A 17915-nucleotide genomic window follows, 5' to 3' on the forward strand; every position below is an offset into this window, starting at 1 on the left:
CTGGGCTATAGCCCGCCAGCGCCCGAAACCATCATACCAATGGATCGCAGGCCGACGATGCACTAACAATCAATTTGGACCAGTCAGATGAGGCTGCTCAGGAGGGTATCTTCTCTGAATATCAAGAACACTTCGATCAAGACGGAAACAAAACAGGTTGGTCAGAGGATCGCGAAGGTGTTTTTACTGATTACACCGAACACTACGACAACGACGGAAACAGTACTGGTTGGTCAGAAGACCGCGAAGGCGTGTTCACTGACTACACCGAGCACTACGACAGCGATGGGGACAGTACTGGTTGGTCAGAGGATCGCGAAGGCGTGTTTACTGATTACACAGAGCACTTCGGTGCCAATCCAAAAATTGGTAGCCGTTCCCGCACAAAGACCACCTCAAAAGCAACGTCGGCCAACTCGTCAAGAAGCAGCGCAACAGGCGGGTACTCCTCAAGCGTTTCTAGCACCGGTGGTACTGGTCGCTCAAAGCAGCCAGAGGGCATAACTTCAGATTTAGTATTGGGGCTTTTGTCGATCTTCGCACCGCTTTTGCCAATTCTGGGGTACCTAGTGGCCGCTCCCTTCATTATGAAATTCGGTTTATCCCTCGATGGCCTTTGGGCAATTCCAGGAATGCTCCTCGCCCTAGTTGCTCTCCCTGGTGCGTTTGTTGACATGATAATTCTCGGATTGCTGGGAATTTGGTAACTGCACTCTAACTTGCGGCAATCTGTTCTCACTGCAATTTGAACGTGTTTTTATGGGATGTTCTGGAGCCGAACGTATTTCGACAGAAGAGTATCATAAGCCCACGCGACCGATGAATACATGGACTACGCAACATAGGTACTGAGTGTATTACTTGTTCGCCACAATTGGTGGAAGCAAGTCAGCGCCACTTCTTAACGGGTTATCTGGAAGCCTCTGTTCCGGAGGTAACGGTGTGATAGCAGGAGCGTCGACAACGACTGTCGGGAACTCATCGCCCCAAAAACCACCCCATCTTACACTGCATTCACCGAGCGCGGAAATGACTTCTGGCGGCACAAGACTTGCTCCAAAAGTCCAAAGGCCCGCTTGTTCATCCCTAACTTCATACGCAACCCTTTCGCTTTGAGACACATCAAGAAGGGCGACCCAAGTCACGTGATACCCAAGCCTTCTGCCGACAACAAAAAAGAACCCGTCAGCTAGCCGTTCGCTCTCATGTTGATATGGCAGTTCGAGGACAGCTTGTGTCAGTTCCCAAGGTGTTCCGTCGACAGGTTCAATATGGCCATTCACAGTGTTTGCGCAGGACACAACATCTACTGCGACTTCGGCCCCTTCGGGAAAAACCGGTTTCGGTACAATTGAGTTCTCAGCAAACACTGGCAAGGAACAGAGAAAGAGTGCCGTCACCAACGCCGAACATAGCGATTTTTTAATGCACATTAGGTAATTAGTAGAACCCAATGTTTCCAGCGCCATTGTCGTCTTGCCATTGGTTATTCGCTACTTGTTCTGATTGCGCTGTGCTTGCTTGGCTTCGAATTGCTCCCAAACCTTTATGCGCCCCTTTTGCCGTGCGTCAGCCAGCCACAACTTCTTTCTCACTTCGGGCAATTCCAGATCACTGTACTTCCCATCCGAGAACTTCGGCCAGTCTATCGCCATCCCCAGCTTGACCATTTCCGCAGACAGGTCGCGCCCATCCTCAAGGTAGCACTTTGCCACTGTACGACCATGGGTATCCTCAGCAGTGACCACTGCCCTCACCTTTTGCCCCTTGCATAGGGATACTAAAGCCCACTTAGCTTTCTTGCCGTACGGGTGGTTAATCTCGGGCGCATCTACGCCAAACAGGCGCACTTGGGTTCTCTGTATTTTTATGGTGTCGCCGTCCACAACATAGGCTGAGCCTTCCAAAACCTTTTCTATGGGTTCAGGTATTGCACTGCAAGCGTCAAAACGCGGTGGCTGCTGAACCCCTTGGGTGCGTGATGCGCTCAATCTCGGCTTCAAGTCCGAAGCTGGTTTATAGGTCGGCTTGGTGCTTCTTTCTGGCTGGCTCTTGTTATGCACAACGAACAGCACAACTACCCCAGCAATTACAAGCAGTATCAGTACTTCCACAAGATCGGACCTTGTAATTGGTTTGGTTCAAAACACACGCAGAGAAGCCCGCAGACGCACTGCACGTTATGGTTGATACTGGGATGACGGAAAGCTTTTATCCAGCGAAAAGTGGCAGCAATTCGCCACCTCAAAACACCATACACCCGCAAGCAACAGCGGATGCCACGACTTACGTGCATTAAAACTGCTTGGAAAACGACTGTGCACACAACACCGGGCACACCCCTCGGGCCTTATCAATGGAGACTGCACAGAGGAAACGACTGCACACTTTGCTATGCAGCCTGAACGAAGGTGATCAATAGGAGTTGCATAAGCCAAAGTGTGACACTACGGTGAGACATACTGCAAACCATCACACTAAAATAGTGTTTACTATCAGTTCATTAGGCGTTCGGCGGCGTTTCCCCCAGGGCTCCACCAAAATGCTAACATTTCAGCGTCAGAACTATCCGGCAGGCAGCGCACCTGAATGACCCGGCTTAGGCGACTACTGCGGTTCCGCGCTGCTCAGTGTGCCCATGTTTTAATATCGATGCGCGTCAGGCCATCGAACCGGGCAGGCCTTTAGGTAATATTCTGGAACATTGCGATTGGCCGCTTCCGCTGGCAAAAACGCAGACCTTCTTGGAAACCTTAATCTTTGTGGCGGAACAAACCCTACATCCGACACGTTGTCGCAATAGTTATGCCCTGTTCTGTTTCTATCAGCAGTTAGTCCTGCCGATATGTTGATTAGTCCGGTTTTAACGAGGGGGTCTTCGGCGGGATAGGGGGTGAGCGTTTGGTTGCCCTGAAAGTGGCCCAACCACTCCCCCCGCCTTGATAACCCTGAATGCAGATCCTGCGTCCGAAAACCCGGCTTTCCCGGTTGGCAACCGCGCCGATACGGCGTGGTGCTCATGCCGGGAAGACCATTCGGTAATCCATTCTCGAAAAACGCCGCCCCGGTTAGGGGGCGGCGTTGGTGTCAGGTGATGCAGATCGCTTACTCAGCGGCCTGTGTGGCGGCACCCTGCTTGTCGCGCTGACCGTCACGGAACAGCGCCTTGGCCAGTGCGATGCACATTAGGCCCATCACCATCGTAAACGGCAGCGCGCCGATGATCATCGCATTGCGCAGCGCGTCCATCGGGTTGTTGTCACCTGCTGCCAGGATCAGCGCCCCGATCACGGCGGTCAGGATTACGCCCCAGATGATTCGGTGCTTGATGCCGGTTTCCTGGCTGCCGCCCGACATGATGGTGTTCATCACCAGAATGCCCGAGTCAGCGGATGTGACCAGGAAGGTCATGATCAGGATCACGCACATGATGTTCAGCATCGAAAGCAGCCCGCCGTCGATCATGTAGGACAGCGTCACGAACAGCTTGTTGGTGTTCGAGGCCCCGATGATTGCGCCTTCTGCAGCACCAGCCAGTTCCAGATCGATCGCGGTGCCGCCCAGAACGGTCATCCAGGCAAAGCAGACCAGTGCCGGAGCGAACACGCAACCCAGAATGAACTCACGCACCGAACGACCCTTGGAGATGCGCGCCAGGAACAGGCCCACGAAGGGCGAGAACGCGATCCACCAGGCCCAGTAGAACGTGGTCCAACCCGCCTGCCAGCCGAACTGACGACCCTGCTCGCCTGCGGCATAAACTGCGGCCAGCGTTTCCTCGTCCAACTCGGCGGCTGCACCTTCCAGACCGTCCTTGAAGCCAGCAAAGCTGCCCCAAGCATTGGTCGCACCGCCGACAAGGTCATTGGCATGCGCCTGCGCGGCCTCGGGCAGAGAGGCCGCAAAGGCCTCGGTCGACAGCGGGCCATAGGCGCTGAAGCTGAGCGACAGGAAGTGCAGGATATAGTCAACCATCGCCGAGCCATAGGTGGTCATCGCGAAGACGAATGAACCGAAAACCACGAACGTACCCAGCAGGATGATCGACAGTACAAGGTTCAGGTTCGACAGGTATTTGACGCCACGACCAACCCCGGACACAGCCGAGATGATCGACAGGCTCATGATGACAACCAGTCCAGCGATCAGACCTACTTTACTGGGGGTCGGCACCTCGCCGCCCAAATCCATGACCCAGCCCATGCCGGTGATGGCATAAAGACCGTCGATGAATTGGCTGACGCCGTAACCGATTGTCACCGACACACCCAGGATGGTGGCGACGACGCCCAACACATCAACCACATGGCCCAGAAACCCGTTCATCAGCTTCCCGAACAGCGGTGTCAGCGCCGAACGGATCGTCAGCGGCATGTCGCGAGTATAGGCATAATAGGCCAGCGACAGGCCCGTCACCACGTAGATCGCCCAGGCGTGGAAGCCATAGTGCAGATAGGTGAAGCGATAGGCCGATTGCAGCGCGTCGGGCGAGTTCCCCTCGACCGCGCCCGAGACGACGACGGGATTCGATCCCCACAGGCCCAGCGGCTCCGCTGTGGCAAAGACCATCAGGCCCACGCCGAGACCGGCGCCAAACATCATCGAAAACCACGAGAAATTGGAAAACTCAGGCTTCTCGCCGGGCGTGCCCATGATCCGTTTGCCAGTGCTCGGGATGATGGCCACGATAGCCAGAAAGAAGAAGAACAGACCCACAATAATGACGTAAAAGCTGTTGAAAAGCTCAAGCAACCTGCTGTTCAAGCTGCCCAAGGTGCTGTTGGCGTTTGCCGGGAACACCAGCGCCCAAAGGACAAGGGCGACCATAATGGCCTTGCTGATCAGCGCAATCGGTACGCTGTAATTTTCATAGAAACCGGCATCCGCCGTTTCTATCTCCAGATCCGTAAATGGCTCAGGTACCGACATATTATTCCTCCCGTGTTGTCGATCCGTATGGTTCGGACTGCCGTTACAGCCGCTGATTTATTCTTGTTTTTGCTTGATGTTTCAGAGCATTGCCCAAAGCAGGCTGGCAATCGCATTGTGCGCTTTGTCTGTTCATCGTCAGTCCTTTGCCAGTTCCCGTTTGCTCAAACCAAACAGGTTTCAGCGGGAGCGATTGACTGTGCCCGAGCTTTCATTCCGGGCAGGGTGTCGATTGCCACGTGTGTTGGTTCGCCTGCGTATAGGTTTGCCCGGCAGGTGGCGTGACTAGAACCGACGTAATTTGCCGCTTCGGCGACCCGCGTCGCAAACCGGACGCTCAAATGTACCTTCAGCGTATCATTCGCTGGTCTTCAACGGGAAAAATTTTAATAGTCAAGCGAGGCCAGTTCATCCGAAGCCCGGAAACCTGAATAAATGTCCAGACGCCACTACAATTTGCCACCCCTCACCACCCTGTCCGCCTTTGAAGCGGCGGCGCGGCATCTGAGCTTCAAAAACGCCGCCGAGGAGCTTTCGGTCACGCCAGGCGCGGTCAGCCATCAGATCAAGGCGCTTGAGGGCGATCTGGAGACGGCACTGTTTCAGCGTAAACATCGCGGGGTCGATCTGACCGATGACGGCAAGGCGCTGTACGAGGCGCTGTCGACTTCTTTCACCCGCATCTCCAAGGTGTTGGCGGCCATCCGCGACCGGCCCACCGGCGAAAAGGTCACCGTTGGGGCGACGACGGCGGTGGCGGCCCTGTGGCTGTCACACGCAATCATCCGGTTCTGGCGCGAAAACCCGGAGGTGAGTGTTGACCAAATCTCGCAGGATCGCCCGTTTCGGGATCGACCAGATGTGGATTTCTTCATCCGCTATGGCCGCGACAACGATCCCAGCCTATCGCATACGCCCTTGTACCGGGATCATCTGATCCCCGTCGCCAGCCCGGACCTGGCCAAAAAACTGTCCGGCGCAAGCCTGCAGGACCTGGCCGCCCAGCGCCTGATCCATCTGGACTCGGATGATCGCAGTTGGACCACCTGGCCGGACTGGTTTCAGCAGCTTGGCTATACCGGCACCATCCCGGTGGATTCGCGGGTCAACAGCTACTCGGTCGCTCTGCAACTGGCGCGCAAGGGGGCCGGGTTGGCTTTGGGCTGGCAGCGGCTGATATTGCCGATGCTGCAGTCGGGAAAACTGGTCGCCATCGGACCGCATCACCTGACCGCACCCAATCAGTTCTACCTTGTGGGCCGCCCCGACGATGAACTGTCGGACAATGCCCGCGCCCTCAAAGACTGGATCATTGACGAAGTTCGCAGCGGCTCGGATGAAATCAGTTAAACCGTTGATGAGCTTTTCTGATATTGCGCCGCGCCTATTGACCCGGCCAATAGGGTAAAGTCAGGGTAATCCCAGCCATAGGAGAGTTCGATGAACAAGCACAGCGCGCTTTCGTCCGTTCTGGCCGATGTCAACACCGCCAACGGTCTGCCGAACGAACATTATATCGATCCCACGGTATTTGCCGAGGAACGGCAATCTGTCCTCTACTCCAACTGGTCCGGGATCGGGTTTGGCAAGGACGTGCCCGAAGCGGGCGACGCCAAGCCGGTTGATTTTCTGGGCATGCCCCTGCTGATCGTGCGGGACCGCGACGGTGAGATCGGCGTGTTCCAGAACACCTGCCGTCATCGCGGCATGATCCTTGTGGACGCGCCGAAAAAGATCGGCGGCGCCATCCGCTGCCCCTATCACAGCTGGTGCTACAGCCTGAAAGGTGAATTGCGCGCGACCCCTCATGTGGGCGGTCCGGGGCAGAACAAGCACGAAGACGTCGACAACAATGACCTTGGGCTGATCCGCATCCGGTCCCATGTCTGGCGCGATGTGATCTTTGTCAATGTCGACGGCACCGCGCCCGCATTCGAAGACGCCCATGCCGCGCTGCTGGAACGCTGGACCGAGTTCGAGCAGCCTCTGTTTCATGGCGGCGACGTGTCGTCCCTCAAGCTTGAGGTCAAAACCAACTGGAAGCTAGCGGTCGAGAATTTCTGCGAAAGCTATCACCTGCCCTGGGTGCATCCCGGCCTGAACAGCTATTCCCGGCTGGAAGATCACTACAACATCGAAGCGCGTGGGCAGTATTCCGGTCAGGGCACCCTTGTCTATCGCCAGTTAAAGGATGAGGACGGCGCAACGCTGCCCGATTTCGCAAACCTCAGCGACAAGTGGGATGAGGGCGCGGAATACATCGCGGTCTATCCCAACGTGCTGCTGGGCGTGCAACGCGACCACAGCTTCGCGATCATCCTCGAACCGGTCGATCACGAACACACCGTGGAACATATCGAGCTTTACTACTCTGTCAGCGAAACCGAGTCCCCGGAACTGGACGATTTGCGCACCGCAAACGCGCATCAATGGCAGGCTGTGTTCGAAGAGGACGTCTTTGTCGTCGAAGGCATGCAAAAGGGCCGTCACGGCCTGTTGTTCGACGGCGGGCGTTTCTCGCCGGCCATGGACGGGCCGACCCACAATTTCCACCACTGGGTTGCCACACAGGTTGAAAATGGCCGAACCGCAGCCGAGTGACGGTACAGGCGATCTGGACCGCCGATTACTGGATGCGCATGCGAGAAACGACCTGAGCGATCTGGTGCGGCTCTACACTCTGGCCGCTGATGAACGGGAGCAGGCAGGCGATATCGACGCCGCCTGTTTCTTTCTGACACACGCTTTTGTCTTCGCACTCGAAGCTGGCGCACCGCAGGCCGACGCGTTGAACGCCCGTCTGGCTAGCCACGGCCGAGCGCACAGGCTTACGTTCTGATCCCAAGGTTGACCTAACGGGACCCTGTTCAGGTCACCGCAAGCGCATATACTTATCCTCAGACGCCTTGTGTTCGGCGCAGGAGGGACGGGCGGTTGGATCACAACACAGACATGCTGATCATCGGTGCCGGTTTTTCAGGCCTGATCATGGCGCTGGAAGCCCGCAGACGCGGTATTCGCGACATCGCGATTCTGGAGAAAGCCGATGATATCGGCGGCACCTGGCGCGAGAACACATATCCCGGTGTGGCCTGCGATGTGCCCTCGCATCTGTATTCCATGGCCACACACCTCAACCCGAACTGGAGCCGCGCCTATGCCGGTGGCGCGGAAATTCAGGCTTATCTGCAGAAGGTCGCGCGGGACGAGGGGCTCTATGACCTGTGCCACTTCTATCAGCAGCTGAAATCCGCCCAATGGGACGGTTCGCGCTGGCAGGTGGAAACCGAAAGCAGAGACCGCTGGTCCGCGCGCTTTCTGGTCTCGGCCATCGGCGCGCTGCATATTCCAAGCATTCCCGACATTCCCGGCGCAGACAGCTTCCCCGGCCCGTGTTTTCATTCCGCCCAATGGGATCATGATGCGGTGATTGCGGGCAAGCGGATCGCGGTCATCGGCACCGGGGCCTCGGCGGTTCAATTTGTGCCCGAGATTGCCAAAACCGCCGCGCACGTGACCGTTTTCCAGCGCAGCGCGCCTTACGTGCTGCCCCGCCCGGACGGGCCGATCGCGCCGTGGGTACGCCGCCTCTATAGTCGCATACCTCTATTGCCCCGCCTGCGGCGCAAGCTGATCTACACAGTGTTCGAGCATCGCCACCGGGTCTTCCGGGGCGAGCAGCGGATGGTGAATTTTGCCATGAAAATGTGGCGTAAATCTCTTGAGAAGGCGATTTCTGACCCAACCCTGCGGCAGCACCTGACCCCTGACTACCAGATCGGCTGCAAGCGGATTCTCAGTTCCAACGACTGGTATCCCGCGCTGGCCCGCGACAACGTTACCCTGATCCCGTCCGGCGTGACCTCGATTGACGGGGACCGGATCACAGCTGCGGATGGAAGTGTGACACAGGCCGACATTCTGATCTGGGGCACGGGGTTCCACGTCACCGACGTGGTCGAGCGGCTGGACATAACCGGCACCGATGGCCTGACCCTGCAGGCAGCCTGGGCCGACGGAATGCAGGCCCATCTGGGCACCGCCATTTCCGGGTTTCCGAACTTCTTCATGTTGCTGGGCCCGCATACCGGGCTGGGCCATAACTCGGTCGTTCTGATGATCGAGGCGCAGGTCGGCCATATCGGCCGCGTCCTTGACCAGATGCAGCGACAGAACCTGACCGCCATCGCCCCCGACCCGGCAAAACAAACCGCCTTTACCCGCGAAATGCAGGGCCGTCACCAAAACAGCGTCTGGCAGGTCGGCGGCTGCACCTCCTGGTATCAGGACTCGCAGGGGCGCAACACGACATTGTGGCCCGGAACCGTTGGCGAATTCGAGAACCGCATGGCACAATCCGGGCTCGAGCAATATCTTTCCGCCTCACCCCCAGATCGGGACCCGTAAGATGACCGCATTTCTGATTATCGTCCTTCTGATCGCCGCCTTCTTTCTGGTCATGCACCTGTGGACCCGTAAACTAACCCGCGAGGGCAGTATCCGCGTCCCCCAGCCGGGGCAGATCACTCCCGTGCGGGGCGGCAATATCCATTATGTGGAAAAGGGCGACCCGTCGAAACAGACCCTTGTCATGATCCACGGGTTGACGGGCCAGTTGCAGCACTTCACCTATGCGCTGGTGGATGTGCTGGCCGATGAGTACCACATCATCGCCCTCGACCGCCCCGGCTGCGGATACTCGACCAGAGACTCAGCCGATCTGGGCCGCCTACCCGAACAGGCCCGCATGATCCAAGAGTTTCTGGAGACCAAAGGCGTGACAGATGCGGTTCTGGTCGGGCATTCGCTGGGCGGAGCCGTGTCGCTGGCTATTGCGCTGGACTACCCCGACAAGGTCAAAGCGCTCGCCCTGCTGGCTCCGCTGACGCAGAAACTGCCCGGCACACCTCCGGTTTTCAAACCGCTTGAGATCCGAACGGAATGGCTGCGCAGCTTCATCGCCAACACAATCGCCGTGCCCATCGCCGCCAAAACCGCGCCCCACACGCTGGACACCGTCTTTGCCCCCGAACCGGCCCCGGCCGATTTTCTGGACCGCGCCGGCGGCGCACTGGGGCTGCGCCCCTCGGCCTATGTGACCGGATCGCAGGATGTCGTGGGGCTGGATGACAGCCTGGGCCAACAGGTGGCCCGCTATCCCGAGCTGGCCGTGCCCGGAGGCATCCTGTACGGCGCGCAGGATGTCATCCTGTCGGCCTCGGTCCATGGCCCGCCGATGACACGGTTTGGTCTGTCCAACGAACAAATCGAGGGGCTGGGACACATGATCCCACTGACCGCCCCCGACACATGCGCCGCCTTCATCCGCCGTATGGCCGAAGGTCAGAAGGACAAGGCAGAGGCCGCCAGCACGCAGGGATAAACCCGCACCCAAAAGAATCCGGTTTGCGGGGTCATTTCCCTCTTGACCCTCTCGGGCCCCTCGCTTACATCGCCTCTCACTCGTGGCGGAGTAGCTCAGTTGGTTAGAGCAGCGGAATCATAATCCGCGTGTCGGGGGTTCAAGTCCCTCCTCCGCTACCAGAATTTCCCTAAGCATATCATCAACTTATGCAGAAGCTGCGGATTGCAGGCCGTGACGCATGTCTGAATTTTGTGCGTTTTTTTGTGCGTTTTTCTGAAAAAATGTGTTAATCGGGCTGAAACGCATGGACAGCGCGCCGAGTTCCTGGCTCTGCCCAGCGCCCATTATCCGCCATTATAAAATGGTCAGCCCCAAGGAAGGTTTTGTGAGGTCGGATAACCTGCCCGTCAGTCAGGTTTCACCGTTATTTCCCGTTAAAAAACGGGCGGACATGAAACAACCGGCCCTATCCTGGACCGCAAGTTAAGCCAAGGTCGGCTCAGCGCACAAACCGGGCTTTCGCTTCATTGCGCCGAGTTCCTCTCTAAAGGTTACGAGGCGGTCAACCAAAAACTGATTCCCAGGTAAAGCGCCAGGTCAAAAACGGTCGATTCCGCCCGTGACACAAACTTACGAGTTTTGGTAGACGCAAGTAAGATGAGCCTTCTGCTTCTACAGATGACCATTCTCAAGTAAGATGATGTTGGCAGCAGCTTTCGTGAAGGTGCATAGCGCTGATGATACCAGACCTTTTTTCAATTGCAGTCCCAGCCGCCATAGGCGGTGCAATCAACTGGTCTACGCGGAGGCTGTTAGATGCGGTTGTTGGGTGTCCCGCGTGCGGCATAGACCACGAGCGCACTGTCTCGAACCACGTTAACAACAATTTGGAATGCGGCTGCAGCAAGTCTCTGGAACAGCATGTAGCCGCATCGCAACCAACGTTGGTTAACGGGAGGCTCATGTCTGCCCAGATTTTTAACCCTCACTGGCAAACCAAAAAGGGATTTTTTGGCGGGGTACAGGGCCATTGGTTCATTCTCGATGTCGCGACATCAGGAATGGCGAACAATGGTATTGTTGTTGAAGGAAAACTTGAACAGTTTCGAGGAAGTTGGGAAAGGGAAATGGGGCCAGCCGTGCTCAACAATAATTCAAACCGTTGTAACCATCCGCAAATATCTTGGTGGTTTGACACGGCCTTCCCGAGGGGAGACATTGTCGCGTCCATGTCAGTGAAGACGCTAAATGGGGACGTTCTTCATGACATTTCTGCCCCCTATAAATTTGTATAGTCAGACCACCCGGTTCAAGGGGTGGTCTCTTGTCGGATAGTGGAGCGGATTGCTCAGATATTCACGTACCCCAAAATGCGGTCTGCATCCTCTCGGAATAGCACGTGGAACTCTGCATCAACTAACCCATTCTCTCGGGACATTATGCGTCCTTTGATTGCCAGGTCTTTGATGTCCTGCGCGGGGATTTCGAGCATCCGACTTTCAAGCGCGTAGAACTCAACACTTACAGGTTCAACATGCTCCTTGTAGTGATCCTCGACAAGGCCGTAGCGGTCGGGGTCGCTGTTCGCTATCAGCCCTGCATCTAAGGCGTTGTTTTCGTCAATCAGGCCTCCGTAGCGGTTCCCGAGTTCTTCCCATTCACGATACAGGCGCTGAATGGGCGTCTCGTCGGCAATCATTTCACGCGCTACGGCCCCGGTTGCAATTGCCCCGGCTAGTGCCGGAATGCTGGATTTCAGAAGTGTACGGCGGTGAAAATTAGTCATTGGTGTTACCTCCTATACCAGCAGGCGCAGCGCGTCTGCGTTCAAAGTGCGGTACTGTTCATCGTCGTGGGCACCCTCGACGCGCAGGGCGATAACGACTTTCACGGCAAGATCGCGCGGGCCTTCGATGGGCTGCTCCATTATCTCGGCCTCGATTTCCACCATGGCGAGATAGGCAGGATCGACAAACTTGCGCTCATGGTCCCGGTCATTCTTGTTTGCGTCCGGGTTGCTTGCCGCGCGGTCTGCCGCAAGCAGCGCTTCGCCCTCATCGGCAAGGCGGTTGTATTCGGCGTTGGCCTTTTCCCACCGCGCGAACAGTCGCTCAATGGGTGTGGCCTGTGCGACTGCGCCCGCCTCGGAAGGGCGGCTTACTTTCCCCGACAAGGATTGGAGTGTGCCCAGAACGTTTGACAGCACTTGGCCATCCAAGTCACCAGCAACGCCGCCAACCAATTCATAGTTGGCCTCATCGCTCAGTGCGAATTCAAGCTGCGCCGCCGCACCTTCCGAGGTGCTGGCCGGTGTCCGGCAAATCCTCTTTTCGAGTTCCTTGCACCGAACCCAGACAGAGTTGGTGGGCTCAAGGTCGGGTGCATCAGGTGCGAACACATTTTGAAACCCTGCCTTATGCTCTGCTACCCACGCGATATGCGGGTCTATGGTTTCCGAGGCTGCAGCGGTTGCGCCGATGGACAGGGCGGCAACAGGCGCAGATTGGATAAGGGTGCGACGGTCAATCATGGTGTTTCCTTTCGGGCGGTTGGGTTCTCAGGCGTTCACGCGGTCAAGGGCTTGGTTCAGCCGGGCCGCGTGAGATATCGCCATTTCGGTTACCAGTGCTTGCTCATCCTCGCAGCCGGGGACGCAGAGCATTGCGTTAAGTGCCCGCAACAGGTTCTGGACAATCACTGCCTCTGATTGCATCTGCTCCGGGGGCATTGTGTTCTGGTGTGCCATTGCTGGCCCTCCTATTGAGTGAAGTGGTGAACGTGGCCGTCTGCGGCGATGCGGGACACGGTTGCGAGGTTCACAGAGCGCGGGGCCTGTGCCTCGGTATCCCAGACCGGCAGAAGGTGAGGATGGCGGCGTTTGCGCGTCTCAATGGCTGTACGGGCCGCTTTGGACGCTGCATCGCCTTTGACATGCTGGCGCAGGGTTGCGGGCTGTACACGCATGGTGCGCTCTGTGCCGTCCTTCTTGATGAAGGTGACAGAAACGAACCGGCCTTTTGCCTTGGCAATCAGGTCGCGCTTTTCTGCAAATGCCTCGGCCTGCGCTTCGTGTTCCAGCGCGGCCTCAAGGGCCGCTGCCAGTTCGTCATACTTGCGATAGTCCGCTTGAGTCCATGTGTCCTTGTTCTGCAGCATGTTCATGGCTTCGCGGATGTGATCCGCCTCGGTCTTGCTGGCGCGGCGTACTGCGTCCTTCGCTTCGTCCCATGCCTGCCACAGAGTATTGCGCCAGATAACCCGGTGAAACTTGCGTCCTGCCATGATGGCCCATGCGCGGTTCATGATGTTCTGGAGGTCATACATGGTGGAAACCCTTACCTTGTGCTGCTTACTGATAACTTTATATCACTAGACATTACTGATAACAAGTGCACAGTGAGAAAAAGTTCTCATAAGGTCCAAGATATGAAAAAACCAATTAAAGCCGCCCGAGTTCTGGCGGACCTTACGCAACAAGAATTGTGTGAAATGGCGGGTGTGCCTCTAATAACCCTGCGACGTCTGGAAGGCCGCCCCTCACATAAAGGGCTGGTCTCAGACGAGACAGAGGCGGCAGTTATTCAAGCGCTCGAAAGTGCGGGCGTTGACTTCATTCCAGAAAACGGGGGCGGCCATGGTGTCCGCCTGCGAAATAGATTTGAGGGCGGCGAGCGCGGCTCTGGGGCGGCTCATGACTGACCCACAAATCTTAGAGCAGTATGTGAGACTTGTTCCAGCGGGCGGGTCGCAAGACGAGTTTTTATTTGACCTGAAATTGCCCACAGTCTCGGCACCAGGCGACAGGATGGACGTGGAATGGAAAGGTGTAAAATACAATTGCTTGGTGGTGTCCAGAGCCTTTGAGGTTTTGATGGATGACATTGATGGCAGCGATAGTTTCGGTGAACATTTTCCACCTGTAAAAACAATCGTCTTTGTGGAGGAACTCGCGGTAGATGCCTTGAACCTGCGTCGGGGGAAGTTCACTCAGAAAGGTGACCAGTGACTAAGTTCAAATTTGTTTCCGGCCTACTCATTGCATCTGCGCTGAGCGCGTGTACCGAAATTGAAATTGACAGAACAACGCCTTCCTCATGGTACTACGAACGATATTCGTCCAAGCGTGACCGAGTAGTTCACTTGCCATCAGGCCCTGCGCGTGTCCTCGTATTTGAGCAAGTTCATTTCGCCATACCGTTCATCGATGACGAAGGTAACGAGTATGGGCATGCAGATGGCTGGCGTACCGAAATTGAGGTGTTTTTCCCAAAAGACCAGTTGCCCGAAAATTCGGTGGAAGCCGGAAAGAGCGCTGCAATGGAGTTATGCAATGAATTTGATGGCTCAGAGGTTCTTGAGGAACATCCGCACTATGTGCGCTTCGCGTCTTATTGCTGAATTCATGGACGTGAACTGAAACCAGACCAGGAGTAACAGGTGACCTTCCAGTTTCCGCCCCGTCTGATGCAGGCCAAGGCCGCAGCGCATTATCTCGGCGTTTCTGCGTCGAAACTTCGAACCTTAGGCATTCCAGTAAAGGTATCCGGTGCGAACAGGCTCTACGATATTCGCGACTTGGATGAGTATGCCGACAAACTGCCGTACGTGGATGGAGACGGAGACACAAGCGATGCTGACCAAGCGTGGGGAGGCCCGGACAAGCGGAAACCATTGCCGTGGCCAAAGCGTTACAGAAGTGGCAGGGAATGAATGGCTGGCCCTTTGGGCGTGGGTCAAGGACTCAGAGGAAACCTAATTGCTCGTATTCATAGACGAAACCGGCGACCCTGGCTTTAAGCTGGCTGCAAAACGACGTACCCTTTTGCATCGATATCTCTCAAACCGGAGGTCTCGACTCTTATCGCGAACTATAGAATTAAGAGCGAATGGACCAGAACTCACAAATTCCCCCAGACGCTATTGCAATCGCAGCACAAATTGGCCGTTTAGACCTAATTTCTTTGTTATTGGCCGCCATAGGCCTTATCTTGGTAGCAGGAGGTATTTTTGCCTTTGTGAACCTACGAAGAGTTGCCCGAGCCCAAGCCGAAAGCGAAGCTCGGGAAGTCGCAGAGGAGGTAGCTGAGCGTGTTGCTAATCAGTACCTACAGCGAGAACTGCCAAAAATACTGAGTGAATATGAGGATATTTTTTCATCAAGCAGTGATATGAGTGACCAAATAGCAGGTGCACAAGATGTCAGGGAGGGCGAGTAATGAAACTATCGGAACAGTTAGAACTCATTAACAAAGCGCGGAAAACCGCACCCGTAGACCTGCACATGCTGGCCGCATCGCTCGGTGTAAGGGTAAAGTTGGCGTTTCTCGCTGATAAAGTATCTGGGATGATTGAGAAGCTTGGGGACACCTACTTAATCACTTTGAGCGCATTTGATCCTCCGACCCGTCAAAGATTCACGCTGGCGCATGAGTTGGGCCACTACATTATGCACCGCCATTTGATTGGCGATGGCTTGGACGATGACAGGGCCTATAGAAGCACGGACGTTGGAAAGTACCACAACACTGCAGTTGGGCCTCGTGAGGAAACTCAAGCTAACAAGTTCGCAGCCTCCCTTCTGATGCCCGATGAGCTGATTCAGCAAGAATGGGATCGGCTCAGCCCTGATGTGGATGCAATGGCTTCGCACTTCGGCGTCTCTAAGCACGCGATGTGCATTAGGCTGGGGCTTCCGTACTAACAACTCCTCTGCCCCGGGAATCATACCAATGAACAAGCCCCGCTCCGGCGGGGCCTTTGCATTCTAACAGAATTTGAAAGTATTAGGCTAAAACCATCCGGTTCGATTGTCGCAGCTTTTCCCCTCAAAACACTTAATGCGCACTGCATTTCCCGACTCTTTTGGAATCGTGCACCTACCCTCTGCAATTCGTTGGTCGAGGTCGGGGCGAGGGATGTCTTCAATTACCAACAGAACATCAACCCATGTCCTACCTTTTCCAACGCCCTTCTTAGGAGTAACCGCATACAGCCGAACACCGCCCGCTGAAATTTCCGCCTCAAAATGCGCAGAGTTTCTGCTGACAATTTCCAATCCTACGCGGCAGTACGCGCGCATTTCCCCACTTGGGTCGGCTAAGATATCTGCGTTTGTCTCATTGCCTCGGCGCCGATAAGTTTCGTTGGAAGCATATGCCGCCCAATCAACCACATCGGAGTCCCATCCGACAGCCTCGGCCATCCGTCTCATAGCGGCTTTGCAGCTCTCATTGTTTGCGCAGTCATTTAAGATGTCGTGAGGCCCCTTTGGCTCCATCACAGGGTTAAAGTGGTACTTAAGGATGCGAAAATCCTGTGCGTTGGCTATGCCGGTCGAAAAGAAAATTGAAAGCAATATAAAAAAGTATCGCATTGCTACGCCCCCAAGTCCTGACTGAAATCCAAGCTACCGATAGCACAAAGTTGGTGAAAATACGATTCTTACTGACCCATTGTGCAGGGTTCACAATAGACGCTACCAACCAACAATCCGACAAAAGCCCAGTCCCTTGACTGCCAACCAATCTTGATCCCTTAGCAGCCCATATTGACGCTGGCGGTGTGCCATGCGCTGTGTGCTAAGTAGTCGCTCGTGGTAGGCCTCCTAATGAAAGGAGGCCCGGATATCACGCTATCGCAGCTTATTGAGTTGAAAAATGGTCACTTGGCAAACAACCATTTTCAGGTGAATCTGCCCCTATCTGGTGGAGGGGAACTGATGCCGCGCAGAACTGCACAATATGATTCCGAACTTTATAGTTTGCAGCGCAAATTCGACGGTTTGCTGTGTGTCATTCTTGAACGTCTTCCCCGTGAGTTGCGTTCAGCTAGCTTCGGTTTGGGCGAAGCGGAGAACTCTGAAGCGTTTCGGGAAGCAAAATACAGTTTCTCGGCAATGTGCATCGAAGAAAGTAGAAAAAGTATCGAAAAAACCAATAGCGATTGGGGCTATGCCCAAGAGCGCTGTGATTGTGTCCTGTGCAGGTCTAGCGAAGCCGCAAAACGGGGCATTGAGAAGCATCTCTACCCTGGCGCGGGGGCTGACTGCCCTGTCATGGCCGCTATTATCTATAGCGCCCAACGAGATTTCGAAGAATCTGCAGCTCGGCAAGTCGAGATTGAAGCGGAGCGCGCTGCCGAGGTTGAAAGGCTCGGCGTAGTATATCTAACAGACATTTCTTTACCCGCAGAGCCAAGGCGCAGGTATTTCCAAACGTTCGAACGAAGCGACGAAGACTTAGCAAAGGTTGAGGAACGACTGAAAGTCATGGGTTTTGTTCGCGTAGAAAGTCCTATCCGAAAAGGTGTAACAGAAATACGGTGGGAAATGCACACAGAAACGGCATATGTATTAGCCGATCCATTCCCGCAAAAAAGTGTTCGCATTAGAGCGTGGCCTAGAGGTACTGAAAACACCTTGAAGCCAAATAGAAGGCACAGCAACACACCATACGAGAGCATTTCCGACAACACCAAGCATGACTTATCTGGCAAGGTGATGGCTCGCGCAAACAGGCTTGTCGCTATTCAAAAGTGACCTAAACCCACCTTGGGGTTTTGGTGCAACTTGCACTGAAACCGAACGAGCCGCCCCAAATTCCCTGCGCTTCCCTAAGTGTTC

21 protein-coding genes and 1 tRNA gene are annotated in these 17915 nt (G+C 55.5%); 14 read left to right on the forward strand and 8 right to left on the reverse strand.

Annotated features, from left to right (window positions below; genetic code table 11):
• The first annotated feature begins 74 nt into the window (after nt 1-74).
• Nucleotides 75-707, forward strand: a complete 633-nt coding sequence (locus tag ACR0NJ_RS17480; RefSeq protein ID WP_480818382.1) for a hypothetical protein — start codon at nt 75-77, stop codon at nt 705-707.
• A gap of 150 nt (nt 708-857) precedes the next feature.
• Here ACR0NJ_RS17480 and ACR0NJ_RS17485 read toward each other — a convergent pair whose 3' ends face one another.
• From ACR0NJ_RS17485 to ACR0NJ_RS17495, 3 genes are all read right to left on the reverse strand, one after another.
• Nucleotides 858-1469 (reverse strand): hypothetical protein, encoded by a 612-nt coding sequence (locus ACR0NJ_RS17485; protein WP_480818383.1) that lies wholly within the window; start codon nt 1467-1469, stop codon nt 858-860.
• Between the two features lie 24 nt (nt 1470-1493).
• A complete protein-coding gene (locus tag ACR0NJ_RS17490) occupies nt 1494-2114 on the reverse strand; it encodes a thermonuclease family protein (protein WP_480818384.1) in 621 nt (206 codons plus the stop codon).
• Between the two features lie 991 nt (nt 2115-3105).
• Nucleotides 3106-4929 carry a BCCT family transporter gene (locus ACR0NJ_RS17495; RefSeq protein WP_480818385.1) on the reverse strand — a complete coding sequence of 608 codons (1824 nt, stop codon included), beginning with the start codon at nt 4927-4929 and terminating at the stop codon, nt 3106-3108.
• A 435-nt stretch (nt 4930-5364) separates the two neighbouring features.
• On the opposite strand from ACR0NJ_RS17495, the gene ACR0NJ_RS17500 reads away from it, so the two are divergent.
• From ACR0NJ_RS17500 to ACR0NJ_RS17530, 7 genes are all read left to right on the forward strand, one after another.
• Nucleotides 5365-6279, forward strand: a complete 915-nt coding sequence (locus tag ACR0NJ_RS17500) for a LysR substrate-binding domain-containing protein (protein ID WP_480818386.1) — start codon at nt 5365-5367, stop codon at nt 6277-6279.
• 90 nt (nt 6280-6369) lie between these two features.
• Complete coding sequence (locus ACR0NJ_RS17505; RefSeq protein WP_480818387.1) at nt 6370-7530, forward strand: aromatic ring-hydroxylating oxygenase subunit alpha; 1161 nt, start codon at nt 6370-6372, stop codon at nt 7528-7530.
• On the forward strand, nt 7508-7768 hold the full coding sequence (locus ACR0NJ_RS17510) for a hypothetical protein (protein ID WP_480818388.1): 261 nt from the start codon (nt 7508-7510) through the stop codon (nt 7766-7768). The genes ACR0NJ_RS17505 and ACR0NJ_RS17510 overlap by 23 nt, the downstream gene beginning before the upstream one ends.
• A 95-nt stretch (nt 7769-7863) precedes the next feature.
• Nucleotides 7864-9336 (forward strand): flavin-containing monooxygenase, encoded by a 1473-nt coding sequence (locus ACR0NJ_RS17515; protein WP_480818389.1) that lies wholly within the window; start codon nt 7864-7866, stop codon nt 9334-9336.
• 1 nt (nt 9337) lies between these two features.
• Nucleotides 9338-10312 carry an alpha/beta fold hydrolase gene (locus ACR0NJ_RS17520; protein WP_480818390.1) on the forward strand — a complete coding sequence of 325 codons (975 nt, stop codon included), beginning with the start codon at nt 9338-9340 and terminating at the stop codon, nt 10310-10312.
• Between the two features lie 84 nt (nt 10313-10396).
• A tRNA-Met gene (locus ACR0NJ_RS17525) sits at nt 10397-10473 on the forward strand.
• A gap of 783 nt (nt 10474-11256) precedes the next feature.
• Nucleotides 11257-11589 carry a hypothetical protein gene (locus ACR0NJ_RS17530; protein WP_480818391.1) on the forward strand — a complete coding sequence of 111 codons (333 nt, stop codon included), beginning with the start codon at nt 11257-11259 and terminating at the stop codon, nt 11587-11589.
• 53 nt (nt 11590-11642) lie between these two features.
• Here ACR0NJ_RS17530 and ACR0NJ_RS17535 read toward each other — a convergent pair whose 3' ends face one another.
• The 4 genes from ACR0NJ_RS17535 to ACR0NJ_RS17550 are packed head-to-tail and all read right to left on the reverse strand — an operon-like array spanning nt 11643 to nt 13618.
• On the reverse strand, nt 11643-12080 hold the full coding sequence (locus ACR0NJ_RS17535) for a hypothetical protein (RefSeq protein WP_480818392.1): 438 nt from the start codon (nt 12078-12080) through the stop codon (nt 11643-11645).
• Between the two features lie 12 nt (nt 12081-12092).
• On the reverse strand, nt 12093-12824 hold the full coding sequence (locus ACR0NJ_RS17540; RefSeq protein ID WP_480818393.1) for a hypothetical protein: 732 nt from the start codon (nt 12822-12824) through the stop codon (nt 12093-12095).
• 27 nt (nt 12825-12851) lie between these two features.
• Nucleotides 12852-13040, reverse strand: a complete 189-nt coding sequence (locus ACR0NJ_RS17545) for a hypothetical protein (protein ID WP_480818394.1) — start codon at nt 13038-13040, stop codon at nt 12852-12854.
• An 11-nt stretch (nt 13041-13051) separates the two neighbouring features.
• Nucleotides 13052-13618 (reverse strand): hypothetical protein, encoded by a 567-nt coding sequence (locus tag ACR0NJ_RS17550; protein ID WP_480818395.1) that lies wholly within the window; start codon nt 13616-13618, stop codon nt 13052-13054.
• Nucleotides 13619-13720: 102 nt separating this feature from the next.
• On the opposite strand from ACR0NJ_RS17550, the gene ACR0NJ_RS17555 reads away from it, so the two are divergent.
• From ACR0NJ_RS17555 to ACR0NJ_RS17575, 5 genes are all read left to right on the forward strand, one after another.
• Nucleotides 13721-13993, forward strand: a complete 273-nt coding sequence (locus ACR0NJ_RS17555) for an XRE family transcriptional regulator (protein ID WP_480818396.1) — start codon at nt 13721-13723, stop codon at nt 13991-13993.
• Nucleotides 13986-14300, forward strand: a complete 315-nt coding sequence (locus ACR0NJ_RS17560; RefSeq protein WP_480818397.1) for a hypothetical protein — start codon at nt 13986-13988, stop codon at nt 14298-14300. Before ACR0NJ_RS17555 ends, ACR0NJ_RS17560 begins: the two co-directional genes overlap by 8 nt.
• Entirely contained in the window at nt 14297-14692 is a 396-nt protein-coding gene (locus ACR0NJ_RS17565) for a hypothetical protein (RefSeq protein ID WP_480818398.1), read from the forward strand. Before ACR0NJ_RS17560 ends, ACR0NJ_RS17565 begins: the two co-directional genes overlap by 4 nt.
• Before the next feature lie 488 nt (nt 14693-15180).
• Nucleotides 15181-15510, forward strand: coding sequence for a hypothetical protein (locus ACR0NJ_RS17570; protein ID WP_480818399.1), 330 nt, complete (start codon nt 15181-15183; stop codon nt 15508-15510).
• Nucleotides 15510-15995, forward strand: coding sequence for an ImmA/IrrE family metallo-endopeptidase (locus ACR0NJ_RS17575; RefSeq protein WP_480818400.1), 486 nt, complete (start codon nt 15510-15512; stop codon nt 15993-15995). The genes ACR0NJ_RS17570 and ACR0NJ_RS17575 overlap by 1 nt, the downstream gene beginning before the upstream one ends.
• 87 nt (nt 15996-16082) lie before the next feature.
• Here ACR0NJ_RS17575 and ACR0NJ_RS17580 read toward each other — a convergent pair whose 3' ends face one another.
• Nucleotides 16083-16667, reverse strand: a complete 585-nt coding sequence (locus ACR0NJ_RS17580; protein ID WP_480818401.1) for a hypothetical protein — start codon at nt 16665-16667, stop codon at nt 16083-16085.
• Nucleotides 16668-16901: 234 nt separating this feature from the next.
• On the opposite strand from ACR0NJ_RS17580, the gene ACR0NJ_RS17585 reads away from it, so the two are divergent.
• Nucleotides 16902-17831: a hypothetical protein gene (locus ACR0NJ_RS17585; protein ID WP_480818402.1), complete on the forward strand. Its 930-nt coding sequence runs from the start codon at nt 16902-16904 to the stop codon at nt 17829-17831.
• The last annotated feature ends 84 nt before the right edge of the window (nt 17832-17915 follow it).

This window comes from Ruegeria sp. F11 (assembly GCF_056533855.1).